Annotated in this window: 22 protein-coding genes and 1 tRNA gene; 5 read left to right on the top strand and 18 right to left on the bottom strand. The window is 42.0% G+C overall.

Translation table 11 applies throughout. The features are described from left to right. Positions 1–5 precede the first annotated feature (5 nt). Positions 6–836, bottom strand: coding sequence for an inositol monophosphatase family protein (locus IM753_RS01225; protein WP_194108462.1), 831 nt, complete (start codon positions 834–836; stop codon positions 6–8). Positions 837–957: 121 nt separating this feature from the next. Next, positions 958–1,593, bottom strand: coding sequence for a WG repeat-containing protein (locus IM753_RS01220; RefSeq protein ID WP_227713041.1), 636 nt, complete (start codon positions 1,591–1,593; stop codon positions 958–960). 254 nt (positions 1,594–1,847) lie between these two features. Between IM753_RS01220 and IM753_RS12915 the strand changes: the two genes are divergently transcribed. Both IM753_RS12915 and IM753_RS12910 read left to right on the top strand, forming a co-directional pair. Next, positions 1,848–2,504, top strand: coding sequence for a hypothetical protein (locus IM753_RS12915; RefSeq protein ID WP_227713040.1), 657 nt, complete (start codon positions 1,848–1,850; stop codon positions 2,502–2,504). A 20-nt stretch (positions 2,505–2,524) separates the two neighbouring features. After that, positions 2,525–3,079, top strand: a complete 555-nt coding sequence (locus IM753_RS12910; RefSeq protein WP_370582800.1) for a branched-chain amino acid transport system II carrier protein — start codon at positions 2,525–2,527, stop codon at positions 3,077–3,079. A gap of 396 nt (positions 3,080–3,475) precedes the next feature. Here the strand turns inward: IM753_RS12910 and IM753_RS01210 are convergent, their stop codons facing one another. Continuing rightward, the gene (locus tag IM753_RS01210; protein WP_065255467.1) at positions 3,476–5,578 is read right to left on the bottom strand and encodes a 1-deoxy-D-xylulose-5-phosphate synthase; all 2,103 of its coding nucleotides are present in this window, start codon (positions 5,576–5,578) and stop codon (positions 3,476–3,478) included. Positions 5,579–5,854: 276 nt separating this feature from the next. Between IM753_RS01210 and ribA the strand changes: the two genes are divergently transcribed. Then, positions 5,855–6,463, top strand: a complete 609-nt coding sequence (gene ribA / locus IM753_RS01205; protein ID WP_194108480.1) for a GTP cyclohydrolase II — start codon at positions 5,855–5,857, stop codon at positions 6,461–6,463. On the opposite strand, the gene IM753_RS01200 is transcribed toward ribA, so the two are convergent. The 7 genes from IM753_RS01200 to IM753_RS01170 form a co-directional block, all read right to left on the bottom strand. Next, positions 6,456–6,767, bottom strand: coding sequence for a DUF3761 domain-containing protein (locus IM753_RS01200; protein WP_062498982.1), 312 nt, complete (start codon positions 6,765–6,767; stop codon positions 6,456–6,458). The two genes, ribA and IM753_RS01200, sit on opposite strands and share 8 nt — an antisense overlap. Beyond that, positions 6,768–8,510 carry a DUF4407 domain-containing protein gene (locus IM753_RS01195; protein ID WP_227713039.1) on the bottom strand — a complete coding sequence of 581 codons (1,743 nt, stop codon included), beginning with the start codon at positions 8,508–8,510 and terminating at the stop codon, positions 6,768–6,770. Positions 8,511–8,684: 174 nt separating this feature from the next. Further along, a complete protein-coding gene (locus IM753_RS01190; RefSeq protein ID WP_194108460.1) occupies positions 8,685–9,302 on the bottom strand; it encodes a hypothetical protein in 618 nt (205 codons plus the stop codon). A 25-nt stretch (positions 9,303–9,327) separates the two neighbouring features. Next, on the bottom strand, positions 9,328–9,774 hold the full coding sequence (locus IM753_RS01185) for a surface-adhesin E family protein (RefSeq protein ID WP_194108459.1): 447 nt from the start codon (positions 9,772–9,774) through the stop codon (positions 9,328–9,330). Between the two features lie 29 nt (positions 9,775–9,803). Next, positions 9,804–10,160 (bottom strand): hypothetical protein, encoded by a 357-nt coding sequence (locus IM753_RS01180; protein WP_065255472.1) that lies wholly within the window; start codon positions 10,158–10,160, stop codon positions 9,804–9,806. Between the two features lie 80 nt (positions 10,161–10,240). Beyond that, positions 10,241–10,525, bottom strand: a complete 285-nt coding sequence (locus IM753_RS01175; RefSeq protein WP_227713038.1) for a hypothetical protein — start codon at positions 10,523–10,525, stop codon at positions 10,241–10,243. A gap of 167 nt (positions 10,526–10,692) precedes the next feature. Beyond that, positions 10,693–12,612 carry a lysozyme inhibitor LprI family protein gene (locus IM753_RS01170; RefSeq protein WP_194108457.1) on the bottom strand — a complete coding sequence of 640 codons (1,920 nt, stop codon included), beginning with the start codon at positions 12,610–12,612 and terminating at the stop codon, positions 10,693–10,695. A 123-nt stretch (positions 12,613–12,735) separates the two neighbouring features. On the opposite strand from IM753_RS01170, the gene IM753_RS01165 reads away from it, so the two are divergent. Next, complete coding sequence (locus IM753_RS01165) at positions 12,736–13,152, top strand: helix-turn-helix domain-containing protein (protein ID WP_062498977.1); 417 nt, start codon at positions 12,736–12,738, stop codon at positions 13,150–13,152. 165 nt (positions 13,153–13,317) lie between these two features. Beyond that, positions 13,318–13,653: a hypothetical protein gene (locus IM753_RS01160; RefSeq protein WP_194108456.1), complete on the top strand. Its 336-nt coding sequence runs from the start codon at positions 13,318–13,320 to the stop codon at positions 13,651–13,653. A gap of 82 nt (positions 13,654–13,735) precedes the next feature. Here IM753_RS01160 and secB read toward each other — a convergent pair whose 3' ends face one another. From secB to murB, 8 genes are all read right to left on the bottom strand, one after another. After that, positions 13,736–14,176, bottom strand: a complete 441-nt coding sequence (secB, locus tag IM753_RS01155) for a protein-export chaperone SecB (RefSeq protein WP_029103669.1) — start codon at positions 14,174–14,176, stop codon at positions 13,736–13,738. A 53-nt stretch (positions 14,177–14,229) separates the two neighbouring features. Beyond that, positions 14,230–14,490, bottom strand: a complete 261-nt coding sequence (grxC, locus tag IM753_RS01150; RefSeq protein ID WP_062498975.1) for a glutaredoxin 3 — start codon at positions 14,488–14,490, stop codon at positions 14,230–14,232. A 60-nt stretch (positions 14,491–14,550) separates the two neighbouring features. Continuing rightward, a complete protein-coding gene (locus IM753_RS01145) occupies positions 14,551–14,970 on the bottom strand; it encodes a rhodanese-like domain-containing protein (RefSeq protein ID WP_065255477.1) in 420 nt (139 codons plus the stop codon). Between the two features lie 66 nt (positions 14,971–15,036). Then, positions 15,037–16,083 carry a ribosome small subunit-dependent GTPase A gene (rsgA, locus tag IM753_RS01140; RefSeq protein ID WP_065255540.1) on the bottom strand — a complete coding sequence of 349 codons (1,047 nt, stop codon included), beginning with the start codon at positions 16,081–16,083 and terminating at the stop codon, positions 15,037–15,039. A 150-nt stretch (positions 16,084–16,233) separates the two neighbouring features. Then, complete coding sequence (locus IM753_RS01135; RefSeq protein ID WP_370582534.1) at positions 16,234–16,878, bottom strand: LysE/ArgO family amino acid transporter; 645 nt, start codon at positions 16,876–16,878, stop codon at positions 16,234–16,236. Positions 16,879–16,931: 53 nt separating this feature from the next. Next, positions 16,932–17,022: transfer RNA gene (locus IM753_RS01130), tRNA-Ser, on the bottom strand. 84 nt (positions 17,023–17,106) lie between these two features. Next, positions 17,107–17,811 (bottom strand): YdcF family protein, encoded by a 705-nt coding sequence (locus tag IM753_RS01125; protein WP_194108455.1) that lies wholly within the window; start codon positions 17,809–17,811, stop codon positions 17,107–17,109. Next, positions 17,811–18,860 (bottom strand): UDP-N-acetylmuramate dehydrogenase, encoded by a 1,050-nt coding sequence (murB, locus tag IM753_RS01120; RefSeq protein ID WP_194108454.1) that lies wholly within the window; start codon positions 18,858–18,860, stop codon positions 17,811–17,813. The genes IM753_RS01125 and murB overlap by 1 nt, the downstream gene beginning before the upstream one ends. Between the last annotated feature and the right edge of the window lies 1 nt (position 18,861).

The following is an 18,861-nucleotide window of genomic DNA, read 5'->3' as shown; positions in this document are numbered from 1 at the left end:
TCTTATCACGCCAATGCATTTTCCCATGTCGGGATGACCGCTTGCATGAGTGGTTTTAACAGTTTGGCATTACAGGCAAAGACCGAACCTGTACGCATGGCGTTGTTTGCCCCTTTGTGGTCAACCACCACCGCTCTGGCTTCACTGGCAATCAGCTCGCCTGCACACACGTCCCACGGCTTGATACTCATCTCAAAATAGCCATCAAAACGCCCTGCCGCCACATAGCACAAATCCAATGCCGCCGACCCTGTGCGACGAACCTGTCCGCCCTGCTCACAAATCACCGCCAAACTGGCAAAGTGCTGACGGATAAAGCTCGTGCGAGTCTCGCCCGTCATACGCTCGTAAGGGTGTCCTGTGGTGAACAGTCCGCCTGCTATCGTGGTACGCTCTGAGACCGACAGACGACGCTGGTTCAATCTCGCCCCACGTCCACGACTGGCAGTAAACAGCTCATCACGCACAGGGTCATAGACCACGCCATGTTCGGTCACGCCTTTATGTTGAATGCCGATAGACACACAAAAATGCGGTACGCCATGCACGAAGTTCTGTGTGCCATCTAGTGGGTCAATGACAAAGCACCAATCAGCATCCGCCCCTTTGCCTTCTTGCAAGCCAAATTCTTCGCCCAAAAATGAGTGCTTAGGATAGCTTTCTTTTAACAAAGAAATGGTCAGCTCTTCGGCATAACGGTCAATCTTCGTTACCAAGCCATCAAGCCCTTTGGACTCAACACCCAAATCAATACGATGACGGTTCTCATGAGCCTTTAAAATCTCATAACCGACTTTTTTCGCCACTTCGGACGCAATCACCACCATAGGTTCCATAACACACCTTACAAACGTTTATTGAATTTAAATAATGCTTTTGCATTCATCATGCAAAGACGACCATTATAGCCCAAAATGGGCAAAATTGCGACCAAAATTTGCCACTTGCCAAATTAACCTAGTAACTTGGTTCTGGTATCACAGGCTCACCAGAGAGCAGTTCATGAGCCAAATCCACGGCAGGCACATCGACCGTATCAGGTATTGGCATGACAGGTGTCTCATCTAGCACCCTTTGACCCTGCCCATCCACCATAAAATACTCATCATCCCTGCGAACCAATGCCGTGCCATTTTTAAAAAACCCCACATCATCATATTTTAGTGGTACAACCAGCAGTCCTTGATGATTGATAAAACCAAATTTTTCTCGGTATTTTACCCTTGCCAGTTGATGGTTAAATTGACCAATTTCATCAAACATGATTGGCACAATAATAATCCCTCTGTCATCCATCATACCATATTTGCCATTTTGGGCAACTTTGATGAGTCCATCTAACACACATTCAACGCCGTCATATTCATCGCTGACTTTGGGCATGACACAGTCATGAGCCATTGCCATTTGATAAGCACCCAAAACAGGCATTAACAAAACAAATATCGGCAGGCACAGCAAAGGGGGTTTGATTATTGACATGAGTAAAATGGCATAAAAGTGGCGTAAAAGTGGCGTGGTACATAAAACGTGGCGTGGTACAAATGGCATGACCAAATCAGTCAAACAGCCAATAACAACAGATTTTATCAAACTTTATTCGTCAATACCAAGACTTTTATTCAGCACCAGCACCCATGCCATTTTATGCAACAGATTGATGCTAATTTATGCTTAATTTGCCCTATTTTATCATTTTATGTTATAATTTCATATTTTTTTATGATAGATAACCCACCATAAAACGCTCATTTTGTCAAGATTTGCAACCCAGACCCGCTTTGCAAATCTTTGCTTATCACAGTTTTATGTAGAGTTTTGGGGCATGTAAATTTTTAAGGTTTTTTATGAATTACAAACGCATTATCATGATTGCATTGGCATATGTCGGTGTGGTTACAGGGGCAGGACTGTCATCTGGTCAAGAAGTTTTTCAGTACTTTGTCAATTTTGGTACAATTGGTTTGGTTGGTGTGGTGCTTGTTGGCATTTTACACGCCATTTTTGGGCGGATTATTTTGACACTCGGCTCATACTACCGAGCTCGTGAACACAGTGCGGTTTTAGAGCGAATTACGGGCAAATTGGTGTACCGCCTGTTGGATATTTCACTGATTTTGAGTGGATTTGTGCTGGGCTTTGTGATGATTGCAGGGGCTGGGGCGAATCTAAACCAAGAGTTTGGTCTGCCCACATGGGTTGGGGCATTGCTCTGCTCGGTGTTGGTCGTCGTTGTGAGTATGATGAACTTTGAACGTGTTACCCAAGCCATTGGTGTATTTACGCCCATCATTGTGGGAATTATTGTGTTGCTTGCCATTTATACATTTTGGGGAAAATCTTATGATTGGGTAGCCTTAGATGGTTTTGCCAAAACCTTGCCAAAGGCTCTGCCAAATATTTGGGTGTCAGTCGTCAACTACTATGCCATTTGTATCATGGCAGCGGCGGCGATGTCCTTTGTGCTGGGCGGTAATGAGATGTATGTTGGCGAGGCGGACTGATTGGTGGAGCTATTATTGGCGTGATTACCACTTGCACCGCCTTTATCTTACTTGCCAACATTGAGCTTGCCAGTCAAGTTGCCATTCCCATGCAAGCCTTAGTCGCCCAAATCCATCCCATCTTTGGCACATTCATGTCAATCATCATTTTTGGCATGATTTTTAATACCGCCATCAGTTTGTATTATTCACTGGCAAAACGTTTTTCAGGAGCGGATGATGTTCGCTTTAAAAAGCTCATGGTCATCTTTGTGGCGGTCGGTTTTGGGCTAAGTTTTGCAGGCTTTAAAACACTCGTGGCGACTGTATTTCCGATTTTGGGCTATATTGGCATGCTCATGCTGTTGGTCTTGACAACCACTTGGATAAAAAATCGCCACATCATCAAAGAAGAACGCCTACGTCGCCGTCAAATCTTTGACCTTATGGTACAAAAACACGATGATGACCAACATTTTGACAAAACCCATCAAAAACACTTGGATGGTCTGATTGACAAATCAGTGCTGGATAATGATGATTTACGTCAACAAATGCGTGATATGGCAAAAGAGCATTTAGACGATAAGAGATGATTGGGTTTTGTGGTTTTTTAAAAGATGATATTTTGTCAGGGTAAATATGATTTGCCCCGACAAATCTATTTTGGGCGTGGGTAATTAACAATGCCAGATACTTTAACTACCATTGCATTGCACCTAATTCATAAAAGTCCCACCACATAGGCTTCCACTCTCCATTGACATAGTTACATTTTGGGCAAGTGGCTTGAATGGTGTAGCAACTGCTACCATCTGCATTAACCGACTTCTTTTTGAATTTCGCAATTTCCATCATTTCTTTGCTATCGCATTTAATACACACGCTCAATCTTAAAACCCTTTACAGGTTTTTCAGGACAGTTCATTTATTCACACCTTTGTAAAACAAATTGATTGGATTGCTATTTTATACAAAATTTTTAAATCAATCTATCTTTTTGGTTTATTCAACCACTCCAAAATCCCTGTCCCATCTAGCCCACATTCCGCCAACTGCTCTTCATGACTGCCATGGGCAACAAACACATCATCAATACCAATTTGCACAAGAGAACCACCATAGCCCACACTTACCAAGTACTCGCCCACCGCAGAGCCTGCCCCACCCATACGCTGATGCTCCTCTACTGTGATAAAATGCGTAACGCCCTGCCCGATAAGCTCATCTATCAGCTCATTGTCAAGCGGTTTGACCCACCGCATGTCCACCACCGTCATGGGCGTGTCTGTCGTTTGGGCGAATGTTTGACTTGCTGACAGAGTGTCATGTAGGCGTGTACCAAAGGCAAGCATGGCGATTTTTTTGTCTGATGCTTTTTTATCTTTGGCGATAAAACCGTCTGATTGCCATACCACCCTCGCCCGACCAATGGCGAAACTCTCATCACTGTCCTTGATAATCTGTCGCCCCACACCCACACCCCTGGGATAGCGAATGGCACTTGTGCCTTGATAGGCATAACAAGCACTAAGCAAATGATAGCATTCATGTTCATCGCTTGGAGCAGCAATGACAACATTTGGCACACAACGCAAATACGCCAAATCAAACACGCCTGCATGAGTTGCACCATCTTCGCCCACAAGTCCCGCTCGGTCTATGGCAAAAGTTACATCCAGATTTTGTAAGGCAATGTCATGAATGAATTGGTCATAGCCACGTTGTAAAAAGGTAGAATAAATCGCCACCACAGGCTTTAATCCACCTGTCGCCATACCCCCTGCTAAGGTTACGGCATGCTGTTCGGCTATTGCCACATCAAAAAATTTATCAGGATAAGCCTTGGCAAATGCCACCATCCCCGAACCCTCACTCATGGCAGGGGTAATGGCAACCATGCACTCGTCTGTGCCGTTATCCATAAGCCACCGCCCAAATACGTCCGAGTACTTTTGGGGTTTTGAGGCAGGGTCTGTTTTATCAGTTTTTGGCGGCTCGTTTTTGGGTAATTTACCAATGGCATGATAGGTAATGGGGTCAGCCTCAGCAGGCAAAAAGCCCTTACCCTTAACCGTATGCACATGAATCAGCACCGCCCCTTTTAACTGTTTGGTGCGCCGAAATACTTGTAAAAGTTTTGGCAAATCATGTCCATCAAAGGGCCCAAGATAGGTAAAACCAATCGCCTTAAATAGGTTATCAGGGAAAATATGGTCATGCACTTTTTCAGCGATTTTATCAGACAAGGGCATGGGCGGGGCATTTTTACCAAAGAGATTGCCAATGTTTTGCACAAGATTGCCACCGAGTTTGGCAGGGATTTTTTCTAGGGTTTCTTTTGCCCCATTTGCCATGTGTATATAATGGCGAACCCGCCTGTCATCAGGGCTAATCTCACGCTTTATCATCAAGATATTGCCATGCTTATCAATGTCAAAAGCCAGCCCACGTTGCCATAAACGTGCCAAATGGCGACTAAATCCGCCAATGGCTTGCGAGATTGACATGTCATTATCGTTTAGCACCACCGTCAAATCAGCATTTTGCTGAACAGCGTCATTCATCGCCTCAAACGCCATGCCCCCTGTCATCGCCCCGTCTCCGATGACCGCCACCACTTTGCGGTTTTCGCCCTTGATACGGCTCGCAAGGCTCATGCCGAGTCCTGCCGATATGGACGTGGAGCTATGTCCCACGCCAAAGGTGTCGTACTCACTCTCACCTCGCTCAGGAAATGCCGTCAAACCGCCTTTGGCACGGATATGCAAAAGCTCATCACGCCGACCTGTCAACACTTTATGGGCATACGCTTGATGCCCCACATCCCACACAAGTTTATCATAAGGTGTGTCATAAATGGCATGCAAAACAACCGTCAGCTCTACCACACCCAAATTTGCCCCAAAATGTCCACCACTTTGACCGACCGAATAGAGCAAATATTCACGGAGTTCGTCCGATAATTGGCACAGCTTATCGGTGCTTAACGTCTTTAAATCTTTGGGTAAATTCACTTTATCCAAAAGTGGTGTCGTTGGGCGAGAGATGGGTAGGTGCGTAAAGGTGCGTGGGGTGTGAACAGAGGTTGGCATAAGGCTAGTGTTCCAGATTTTGATTTTTCAAAAGTCATCTTTGCAAAGTTATGTTAAATCATGACAAATTTGGGGTATAATGCCAAACTTGATGATGGCAAAGCCAAACTTAAACTTAAATGAGTGGTTTATTTTACAAGATAGCCTTTTAATTTGCCATAGCAGCACCATTTAATTCACAAATTATTCACAATTTATTCACAAGTTAATCAGGGCGTGCCAACATTGATGACACAATAAGGACAGCACGCCCCATCATTGTACGTTTTGGGGAAAATTTTGTATCAATTTATCAGCAAAGCCAACTTGCCTACCGTGCATGGCGATTTTATCATTCATGCGTTTGAAAATGAACACGGTCAAGAACACGTCTTACTAAGTGTCGGCTTGCCGTCCACCGACCCCGACAAAATCCCACTCATTCGCATTCATTCTGAATGTCTGACGGGGGACGCTTTTGGCTCGTTAAAATGCGACTGTGGCCCTCAGCTCAACACCGCCATGCAAATGATACAATCTCACGGCTCGGGGGCGATACTCTACCTACGCCAAGAAGGGCGTGGCATTGGACTGGTAAACAAAATCCGAGCCTACGCCCTACAAGACCAAGGGCATGACACGCTGGACGCCAATCTCATGCTTGGCTTGCCAGCAGACGTACGCACCTATGAGATGTGTGAGATTATGTTAAAACACGTTGGCATTACCAAAGCCAAACTTTTGACCAATAATCCTAACAAACTTGCCTATTTGCAAGAACTGGGGATTGATGTGGTGGAGCGAGTGCCGTTACTGGTGGGTGTCAATCCATTTAATGCCGAATATTTGGCGATTAAAGGGGCAAGAATGGGGCATTTTATCCCCACGCATGTAAAGCCTATCTAAGCCAATGCTTGACACCGCCATGTGATGAACAAACACCACGCCTGCCCAAACTTTTAGAACACGTGCCGTCATTACAAATGGCGGTACATTGATTGTCATAACCATAATGCTTACTTGATGAAGTATCTTCTACTTTATTTTTTTGGGTGTGATAATAATGGTCTCTTTGATGGTTTTCTTTTTTATTTAAAAACACATAACCAAAAAATACAGACAATATTACAATAATAGCCAATGGCTTATTTTTGATGCTTTGCCAATATGCTCCGATGGCAAAGAAAATAAGCATTAAAAAATAAATCATTTATTTGTCCTGTTCATCATCTTTATTGACATAATAAGTGTATTTGTATTTTCCTTCTTTTTTGTGCTGTTCGGCGATAAATGCAATCTCTGCCTCATCACCCTTGATATAAGGCGTTTCCATGTCAGAAAAACTTGATAATAACTCTATCTGCTTTAATTCCAAATTTAAAATGGTTTTATTCCAATATTTTTCAATTTGAGAAATTCTATCCAGCTTTGATATGATGTCATCGAGTTGCTTTTTTAAGTCATCTACCTTTTGTTTGTGAATATTCATGTCTCGCTCAAAACTTAGATAATTATCTTTCATATTTTTAATGGTTTGGCTTTGGGCATATACCGCCTCCTCTGCGGCAATATAAGCACGCACCCGCTCTGGGCTGTTTCTGTCTTTGTTGGCAAAATCATTGACAATCTCTTGTAATTCAAGCAATTTTTTATTGGCCTCCTGCATTCTTTTATGCCTTGCTTCGCTGTCCTCTCCTTTACTTTGATACAATCTTTCTGCCTCAAAATACAGCTCCTCAACCTGCTTTTTTTCTATGTTAAGCTGCTCTCTTTGCGGTGTACTCTCTTGTAAAAACTGCTCTTTTTGGTTACAGGCTTCTTTGAGTGCTTTTTCTATTCTTTGTTTTTTGTCCTTAACCACTTTGTTTTGGTATTCATAGTTTTGAGCTTCTTTGGCATAGCGTTCATAATGGGATTTTTCACCATTTTTTAGTGCTTTCATGTGATTTTCTTCATCTAACATGGCTTGTCTTTTTTGCTCTCTTTTTTTGATATTATCTTGCTCTCGCTCTTCTAAGGTTTTTGCATAGCGAATGGCGATATTTTCAAAAGTTTGTGGCATTGGCATATGAGCCATATGACTGCTTTTTTCACTCTCTGGCAGATAATCATCATAGTTGCCATCGACATAACTTGACCACGCCTCTTGTAATCTGGAAGAATAATACATTTTTAAAGATTTTGGCTGCAACAATTTAGATAAAATCAAAATAACCCCCACCAATATCAAAAATCCATCAACAGCATATTGAGTATTTTTAAAGGCAGGTTCTTGTTTGAATTTATTAATGGCATTTTCACGAAAAATAGGACTGTCTTTTACCATTAAAATGCCAAAACTTTTTAATGTTTGCTCATCATTATTGACAATTGCGGTTTCTAGTTTTAATTTGTCATTTTCAAAATTTGTTTTTAATTCATCAAGATGTGTATTTGCCTCATCAATCTCTTGTTGAATGCTTTGTGCCACAGGGCCTTTGCCGTATTTTGAACCTTTTTTACCTGCAATCTCATTTTGTAATTTATCGTGCAATTTTTGAATGTAGGTTTGCTGTTCATTAATTTTCTCTTCAATTTTTCCCAGCGTTTCATCTTTGGCTTGATTGATGCTATTTTGATATTGGATTGCCATCTCATTTTCAATGTCAGTTTTAAACACAAGCTGCGTCAAAAAAGGTGCGGTGATAATAAGCGATGTGATGACAATGCCCAAGCGTGCCACAAAAACAAAATAAGGTTTGTATTTTTCCCAAAAATTGGGAACATAATCTTCACCGTCTAAGGTTTTGGCATGTTCTTCGGTCATCATGTCTTGGGTTACCATGGTGCGGTCAAAAAACCAAAACAGCATAAAGATAAACGACCCAAGTACCACACCCCCCAAATAAGGATTGTCAGGTGTAAAGGTACTGCCAAAATGACCCCAAGCAAAACCCTCTGATAGAGCCGCCAAAAAACAATCACCGAGATGACCGTCAGGTAATTTGCACCCCCTGCTGTTAATAAATTACCTTGATAAATCTTAAAGGTCAAAAAATACCAAATCTGCTTAAACATGCTAATACCAATCCGAATAAATTATATAAATAAAATGATAAAAATATGAATGCGTTTATTTTATAAACAGTTAATCAACCACTTTAAACGACTGCGTGCCAAACTCAGCACCCCCCACCCCAACTCGGATATGATAAATGCCTTTTAGGGTATTGGCGGCAAAAAACCAACAAGCATCTAGCTGATTTTGGGTGGCGTAAATTTGTCTGGCAAATTTGGCGGTATTTGAGCTTGTTTGTACGCTGCTGGTTAATTGATTATTGTCATTTTGTCCTGCATTGCCTGTAAAGCTTGTATGAACTGGCATGGTAAATAGCTCGCTGACTTCATAAGTTTGAGAGCCATTGACAGGGGTAACCGCCCAACACAGCATGTCATTTTTCTTTAAGGATAGATTCATATGACCTTTGGGTTTGCCTGTTTTTTGATTGATGACTTGCACATACAGTCTGGGCTCTTGTGCCTGCTCATATCTTTCAAGTCGTCTGCCCAATTCTTGTTCTAGCCTTTGTCTTTCTAACCGCTGTCGTCTTAACTCTTCATAATAATACGCATCTTGGGCATTTTCATATCTGGCACGACTCGCCCCTTGCTCATAAGCACCGAATAAGTTGGGGATATACATGGCATGGGCGGTGAGAGTGGATAATAATAAAGTTGATAAAGTGAGTTTGGATAGGGTTTTCATAGGGTTTCCTTATTTTTGATGAGTATTATTTGGATTGATACATTGAGCAAATATTTTTCGTAAGGTAATAATTGACAGTACCAGGGATTATTTCATCCCAAGAATCAAAAGAATAGGTATTGATATGTCGTTTTGCTCCATTGACCGCAATGCCTGATGCATTATAAAAATGAACTTCACTATTAAATACCTTATTGCGATTACAGTCTATATAATACAAATGCACACTTTCTTTGTATTTGTTACCACTTTCTTCTAATGTCTGTAATGTTGGATACACTGCTTTTACCCAAGCAGTGATGTAGTAATTGACTTTATCAGAGTTATTAAAATAATAACCTTGAATGCTATCAAAATCAATATAATTTGTTTCGTTATCTGCTACGCTATTTGCATTAGCATTTATCCAATTCACCGCCACCGCCATTTGACTGCTTGCCAAAATAAAACCTGCTAACATTAACTTTTTCATAAAAGCTCCTAAATAAAAAATTTTAAAAATCAATAACAAAACCCATAACTATTGTCAGAGATTTGCCATTGTCTACCATTTTGGTCTATGCCATTGGTATTAAATAACATACCGCCAGCAACATAAATATCATTGATTTTAATAATACTGGCTTGACCCCTATCCCACCAAATCACCGCATAATGACTAAACATGTCATAATTGCCAAAAAAGGGATTGCCTGTGGCTTGATTTAACTCTTGACCTGTATAAATCTGCGTCTGCACCTGATAGGATTTTGACCAGCTATAATTGGTCATATATTTGGCACAGATATTTTTAATCTCATAAGCATGGGCATTATTTATCAAAAATAATGCCGTTAATGCTAAGAAAAATTTTTTCATAAAATCTCCTTAAAGATTGGTAATTAAATCTAATTGCATGGGATGAATGACAGTTGCAGGACAAGTAACACCATTTATTTTTAAATGCCTCTCTGACAAAATGATTTTTTATAGCCATGACTACCGATACTACCGAAAGTACTGTCGGATAAGCCATAGCCAACTTTATTGATAAGCTTATATTCTATCTTAGCCGCCATCTCATCATCATCCAGTTTTCTAGTGGAAAATATTGGGGTGATAAAATATGGCTTTGGAAATTGCCAAAACCCACCACCAAGATCACGACCCAAAACAATCTGATAGTCATATTTTGCCATGTCTACCGCCTTACCATCTTTGCTAGATTTGATAACATACGACATGCCATCACTAAAAAAATGGTAATATAAATATTGTTGACTGTCCGAGCAGTCAAATGCCATCTACCTTATAATATTTAAATAACCACTGACCATTATTTAAATATAAAAATAAGACGAATAGCAATAGAAAAATACCGCCAATTATCGCACCAATTATATTTCTCATATTAATAAATCTCGTTTAGCTTACTATGATTAAAAACAAAACTATTATTAATCACCATGGATGGGCAACACGCAGGGTCTTCGTGTTCGCTGTAATATTTGGATTGAGTATTAATCACACCATCATGAGCTACCCTAATACTTAAATCAATACCTAGCGTACGAATATCACCATAAAGATACTGATTATTACCAACTCCTAAATATACCGCTAATTCTGATGACTTGGTTGTCATATGACAATTTGCCACTTCGCAATAACGAAGTGCCACTACCGCATCTTTGATACCATCATTATTAACATCGGCATAAGTAATATCCTGACTTTCTAATTTATGACTATACCCATCATAACTGGCACTGTCTCTATCTAAAAATAATAAAGATTTTTTAACCGTATCATTGATTAAATCATTTAAATGATAGCCATTTTGACTGCTTTGCTGATTTTGATAATAAGCAGGTCCAACATTTTTAGGTTCAGGTGGTGTTACCACCGTATTGATTTGTGTTTTTAGATAGTCTGCTCGTTCATCTAACTTTGGAATTTCACATAAATAACGATATGCCTTTGCCAAATCTTTGTCGCTACTTTGGCTATTGCCGTAGGCGGTGCAATCAGCCTCTCGTTTTTTATTTATCGCTCGCTGTTCTGCTCGCAAAAAATCTTGGGTGCTTGGGTGTAGGCTGTTCCATACCGCATTGATATTGGTAACAGATTTTTCATATCTTTTTTGAGCCTCTGCCAAAATAAGCTGTGGATTTAATGGTGGCTCGTTATTGGTATTAGCTGTTTGAATGTTGTTGGGCGAGATATTGACATTTTGTGTATTTTGATCGTTGAGTACACTTTGAGATGTTGTGTTAGATTTCACATTATGACTTGATTGCTTATAATCAAATATATCAGCAATAAAAAATAAAAAAACAACCCATAAAATACACCCAAAAATTCCAGATAAAATAGCGAAAAACTCTTTAATAAATTTGTTTGATTGTACTTTCTCATAAGTATAAGAATAGCAACCCGAACAAACTCCAAATGTCAATAAAGTAGCTATAAATCCAAAAATAATACCAGCACTAAATAACAGCTTTGATAATAAAGATGTCATAATAGCAGGCATAAAAAATAATCCAAGCTGAGATCCCTTGTTTTTACCATCTTCATCTTGAATATCGTCATTGTCATAAAAGTTTTCTTTTGAATTACCGCCTTTTTGTGTAACTTGATAAGCACATTCTGTCAAAAAATTCACGACACCATCTCTTATCACCAAAGCTCGCTTTCTGATGTCTTTTTTATTTTGATTTTTTGTGATGGCAATCTTATCGTGTTCGTTAATCTCATCAACATCATCATATTTAAGTGATAACATCACCACCGATCTTTCATCAAAAACTTCTTGGCAAATGATATTATTATCTTCGGACAAATTGATAAAATCCATTGCCCCTGCCAAGCCATCTTCGGGTCTTTGGCAAAATCTAGTATTAAAATTGTCTTTAATTTCTTCTATAAACAATTCATAGAGTTCATATTTATAAAATACTTCGTCATCAGGATTATTATCTAATCGCTCGCCAAGCATTTGATCAATAATGGGTGTATATTTGATGGATTTTTCATTTAATCTTTGCTTAATCATCATTTTATTTTGTGGTGTATTTTGATGATTTAAAATACCAGTTATTATCCCTGTCCATTCATCAACCACTTTATCAATCAATACTCGTTTATGAGTATCCATACCGTCACTTTGCATCAGATTGACATAAGCAATCAAAAGCAGATAAGAGACTTCCTCTAACACACCAGAAGACCAGATGGATTGATGTTGGTAGTCAGAGATAATAAACTGATTGCCAATGATCTTTGTATGCCTTTTTAGCAGTGAGATGACTTGGGATATATCATTCATTTTAATGGAATTTAATTTGTCAAAAAATTTCTGATATGTTACAATAATTTACTAAAAAGTTAAACCAACCCACACTCTACATCTGCCAACTGACAGTAGTCTTTTATTAAAAATAGGTTTTTTATGATTGATTTTGACACCATTCGTGAACTTCGAGAACAACGCCAATGGACACAAGAACAAATGGCAGAGAAATTGGGGCTAACTCGCAACGGCTATGCCAAAATAGAAACAGGAAAAAGCATGCCCAGTCTTGAACGATTGGATGAAATCGCAGGCTTATTTGGGGTGAAATTGTTTGAATTATTAAAATTAGATGGTCAAAATGTCGTTTATCAAATTGGCGAAAATTATCACGGCAACAACAATTATTATAATAATAACGAAAAACTACAAACCGAAATTGACAAATTAAAACTAGAAATGGAAAAATTAAATTTAATCATCGCTCACAGGGATGAATTATTAAAACAAAAAGAGGATTATATTCAGGTTTTAAAAAAACTTGTTAGTATTGGCGAGGAACTACCAGAGCTATAATTTTTTATTTTTAAAAATAAAAATACATGAAAAGTTATTATGAATATCTCAAAAATTCACCCTTTTGAAATTCTATAACCTTTACTTTGTGGCATGATGTGCTTAGAATACTGACATTGATTATCATCAATACCGTTTATTTTTCATCACTCTAAGGAATACATCATGACTTGCACCATTCACGCCAATCACGACCACGTTCACGGCACAGGCTGTGGACACACCGCCATTCGTCATGGCGACCATGTAGATTATCTGCATGACGGACATTTTCACCATGTGCATGGCGACCACGTGGACGAACACGTCCTAGAAGTCAGCGAGCAAAACCCTGCCGAGTGCAACCAAGCTCACCACTGCACGGGTCACGTTCATGGCGAAGGCTGTGGACATGAAGCCGTGCCACATGGCGACCACATTTGCTATATCGTGAACGGACGTTTGCACTATCAGCATGGCGACCACTGCGATGACCACGGTGCGGTAGAGATTGTTGCTTGATATTATCACGCACGAAAAAACCCAAAAGCATGAGACTTTTGGGTTTTTGTTTTATCAATCAAATGATAAAATAGCCTAGCGATTAGGCATTGCCTTCGGCTTGGGCTTGGCTTTGTAGGAACGCTTGGTCAAAATTGACAGGAGCAAGCAGAAGTTGTGGGAAGCTACCACGAGCGATGATGTCGCTGATGACCTCACGAGCATAAGGGAACAGCACGTTCGGGCAGTAGGCGTTCAATAGATGTGGCATGTCCGCCTCTGGGATATTGCGTAGCAAGAAAATACCTGCTTGTTGTACCTCAGCGATGAATGCGGTGCTACCTGCATTTTTGGCGGTAACGCTCACGGTCAATACCACTTCTTTGTGGTCTTCGTCTAGGTCAGAGCTGGTGGTGGTCAGACCGATGTCCAGCTCAGGTTGCCACTCTTTGGTGAACACTTCGGCACTTGGAACTTCAAGTGAGATGTCTTTGACATAGATACGCTCTAAACCCAGTTGTGGGGCGGTTTGTTCGTCAGCCATGATAGCCTCCTCTGATTTAAAATTAAACTTACATTAAAACTAAATTAAACCATTTAGGCACTTAACATCTCGTCAAGTTTACCTTCTCTGTCTAGTTTGTTTAGGTTATCAAAACCGCCGATAAAGGTGTCGCCAATAAAAATCTTTGGCACGGTGCGGTAATGATTGGTCTTAACGGCAACTTCTTCAAGCTCTGTCTCGCTCATCTTGGTTACGTCAAACTCAGTGTACATCACGCCCTTATGTTCTAGCAGTCGCTTGGCGTTAATGCAATAGGGGCAGGTTTGTTTGACATAAATGGTTACAGGTTTCATAATTACTCTAAATGTTGTGTATTGCCATTATATAATGACGGATTTGGCGATTTCAAGGGGTTATTTTTTGGTTGTTTTTACGCCAACCAGTGGCAAGCCTTGTGCTTGATAATTGGCAATACCCCCTTCTAGTCGCATGGCATTGGGCTTGGCAACCAGTTGCACCGCCATGCCTGCCTGCATACCGATATCACAGATAAAGACAATGGGGGCGGTCATCGCTTGTAACTCGGACAGATGATTTTTTAGCTCGGTAAAAGGAATGTTGCGAGAGCCTGCGATGTGCCCTGTGGCAAATTTATTGGCAGGGCGAATATCAATCAACGTCGCATTGTCGTTATTGACCAGTAGCCCCAACGCTTGGGGGGCGATTTTTTTACCGCTACGTTTACTCTCAATACTAAAAAACATGATGGCAAGGACAAAGAGTAGCCCGAATAAAAACGGGTGATTGCCCATAAACTCAAACCAACGCTCCATGACTGCTCCAAAATTTCAAAAGCTGATATTATACCTGTTATTTGTCATAAATGCACTTATTTTGGGCTATTTTATCACACTTGCCCCTTGCCTGGCTTCTGCGACCAGCCCATTAAAGCTCTCCACACGCCGAGACAGCACCGCCCCGTCCGCCACCGCCTGCCAAAACGCACAGCCTTTGGCGTTGGGGGCATGGCTACAATCTCGAAATTGGCACGCCCCATGCAAATCATTTAACTCATCAAACCCCTTTAAAATATCATCTGCCGACAAATGCCAAATGCCATATTCACGAATACCAGGAGTGTCAATAATCCCGCCTTGGGTCAAATCACTCACATCATAGGCGAGAAGGCGACTGGTGGTCGTGGTGTGCTGACCCAACTGCGAGCCTACCGAGATGATGTTCGTGGACTGCTCGGCATGGGGCAGGATTTGGTTGATTAGGCTTGATTTACCCACCCCTGACTGCCCTGCAAAAATGGCAAGTTTGCCTGTGATGTGCGACATCAGGGTATCTAACCCCGTCCTGTCCATGCTTGAACTTTGGATAACATCAAAGCCGTATCGCTCCCCAAGTGCTTGATATTCTTGATAAATCTGCACCACATCGGGGTGTTCATCTAACAAATCCGCCTTATTTAGCACAAGCAGGGGCGTAACGCCCGCCAGTCGTGCCACAAGAATATAACGGTCAATCAGCCCTGTGGCAGGCTTTGGTAAAGGAGCAAAAATAATCGCCAAAATCGCCACGTTACTGGCGACAGGCTTGACTTTATGATAACGGTCAGGGCGAGTGATTAGGGTCGTGCGTGGCAGTAGCTGTTCAATGCGTCCTGTACCTGCAACATCATCAATGCTAAACTTGACCGTATCGCCTGTGGTCAGCATGGGCAAATTGGTGCGAACATGACACCGCCATATCTGCCCGAGTGCCAACGCTGTCTGTGGCATGATGTCAGGCAAGGCGGTGATTTGCACATCTAACTGTTTGCCAAAATGCGACACCACCACCCCTGTGGCAAAAGTGCCGTCATCGATGATGGTTTCTTGGTTTTTTTGGATTTGGCGAGTTTGGTTTTTGGTGAGTTTGCGTTTACGGATAAGGGACATGATGATTTTTGGGAAAAATTTCACACATTTTAGCCCAAAACCGCCCAAAAATAAATGACTTTATCCCAAATGGTGTGGTTGGGTTTGGCAGATTGGGTTGATTTAAAAGGCGATTTTATTTTAAAACACCTTTAAACCATAATGATAATTTTAACCTACCCACACCCCATAAGCATATTTTATCAGCCCCAGTGCAATCGCCCACATCACCACACCAATGAGCGTGTCTAGCATTTGCCATGTTTTGGGCTTACTAAATAACGGTATCAGTAGCCTTGCCCCATAGCCCAAACCAAAGAACCACACCCCTGACGCTCCAACCGCTCCCAGCAAGAATAACTGTTTTTGGTCGGCGGTCAAAGGGGATGCGATACTCCCGACAAGCACTAACGTGTCCAGATAAACATGGGGGTTTAGTAGGGTCAGTGCCAAGGTGATGCCCACGCTCTGCTTGATGCTCTTGCCACCGCCATCTTCATCACTTTCAGCCGACACCATAAGATTTGCCCCACCCTGCCAAGCTGATTTGAACGCACGCAAGCCATACCAAAATAAAAACAGCACGCCAACCACGGCAAGGCTCAGCAAGGCAGTCTTGCTCTGTCCGATGAGCGTGCCAAATCCCAGTACGCCTGCACTTATCAGCACCGCATCGCACAAAAAGCAGGTCAGACACACCCAAAAAACGTGCCGTTTTAGCAGTCCTTGTTTTAGAACATGGGCGTTTTGAGCTCCGATAGCCACAATCAACCCAAATGACACCCAAAATCCATGAAAAATATGCGTAAACATCATTCCCTTCCCAGTCAGCACAAAAAAACCGCCCAAAAGGACGGTTTTTCAAATAATGGCGGAAGCTGAGAGATTCGAACTCTCGGTGGGCTATGAACCCACGCCGGTTTTCAAGACCGGTGCATTCAACCGCTCTGCCAAGCTTCCATGGGTGCGTATTATAGCTAAATTTTTAAATAATGCAAGCCTTTTTTGTAAATTTTTAAAAATATTTTTAAAAAGCATTCAACCCTAGAAAAATACTTTTGGTTCACGTCTGGGTGTACTAATCTCTTCTAGGCTAATTTCATCAGACGTACGGCAGTTATCCTGTGGGCGAAAAATATCCCGTGCCAACGCCACCATCTCATAAATCGTCCGCCGTGAATGCACCCAGTTATTACTCCAATCCGTCCAGTCAGGGGCGATGGCAAGGGGGGCGATGATGGGGGCTGTGGCAATGCCAGCCCGTGCAAATTGTCGCCTTGCTCGTGCCATGTGGTAGCGGTCGGTGATGAGATAGACGCTTTTGGGCAGTTCGTGATGGCTCATGAGTTTGGCGGTAAAGATGGCATTCTCGCAGGTGTTCATGCTGGCGTTGTCGCTTACGATGACCGCTTCGGGGTGGGCGGTTTTTATGTGTTCTCGTAGCCACGGCGACTCAGCTCCGCTTGTGATGATGGGCAGGGGCGTTTGTGCGTACAATGTAATGACAGTATCAGCACGGCTTTGGCTATAATGATTTAGCACAATCACGCCATCTTTTTTGGTAAGTCCGCCCCCCAGTACCGTCATGGCGGTGGGATTTTGGGCGGTGTCTAGGGTAATTTTGCTAAACACATCAAGGGCAAATACCCCCACATTGGCAAAAATGGGCGTAAAAATAGACAAGGCAGTCAGTCCACCGACCACTACCGCCGTCTTAACCGTCCGCCAAATCCACCGCCTTACACTCATCAGTCCACCCACACAGGCTCACGCACCAAAGTTACGCCAAATTTGTCCTGCACGGCATTCACGATAAAATCCTGAGCCGTGCGAATGTCGTCTTGTGTGGCGGTGTGTGGGGCGTGGTTGGTTAGCACAAGGGCTTGCTTGTCGTGTGTCAAAATCGGAGCGACCCCCTTACCCTTTAACCCTGCCTTGTCAATGAGCCAGCCTGCGGGGATTTTGATAATATCGTCATTGACAGGATAACTTGGCAAATCGGCAAACCGCTCTTTTAGGGCGGTAAACTGGCTCATGGGGATAATCGGATTTTGAAAAAACGAGCCACAATTTGCCAAAACGGCAGGGTTTGGCAGTTTGCTGTTGCGAATGTCAATGACTGCATGAAATACATCAATGGGGTGGGGGGTATCCCGTCCGTTTTTGTTGGCAAGCTCTTGTGCCAAACTTGCCAAATCGCCATAGTTGGTTAAGGTTTTGGGGGTTTTGTGAAGCGTAAATACCACATGGCTAATCAAATACCGCCCTGCATTGTCCTTAAAAAAACTGTGGCGATAATCAAACTTGCAAGCGGTGTTGTCAAATTCATATTTTTGACCGTCCGTCAAATCGTAAGCGATGACTTTTGTAATAAAATCAGAGACTTGCACGCCATAGGCTCCGATATTTTGTACAGGACACGCCCCCACAAGCCCCGGAATTAGGGCAAGATTTTCAAGCCCAAAATAGCCCTTGTCTAGGCAAGTTTTGATAAAATCGTGCCAATTTTCCCCGCAAGCAACTTGCAAGGTTATACGCTCATCATCTTCTTGCAAAATCTCAATGCCTTGTATCTTGGGCAATAAGACAAGGGCGTTTAGCACACTTGGCAAAATCACGTTACTGCCGTAGGACAGCACAAACAGCGGTAAATCATGGCGTTTGGCAAAGGCTATGGCGGTCGCAATGTCATCGCCAAGCGTGTCAATATCATCCAAAATCATCGCATGGCGAGCGGTGCAGGACAGTGCCATGGTGTTGTTGTGCGATAGGTCGTGGTTATTTAGAATGTTAGCCATG

This window comes from Moraxella sp. K127 (assembly GCF_015223095.1).
Taxonomy (GTDB): domain Bacteria; phylum Pseudomonadota; class Gammaproteobacteria; order Pseudomonadales; family Moraxellaceae; genus Moraxella.
The sequence above is the reverse complement of the archived record's forward strand: the minus strand, read 5'-3'. Positions and strand labels throughout refer to the sequence as shown.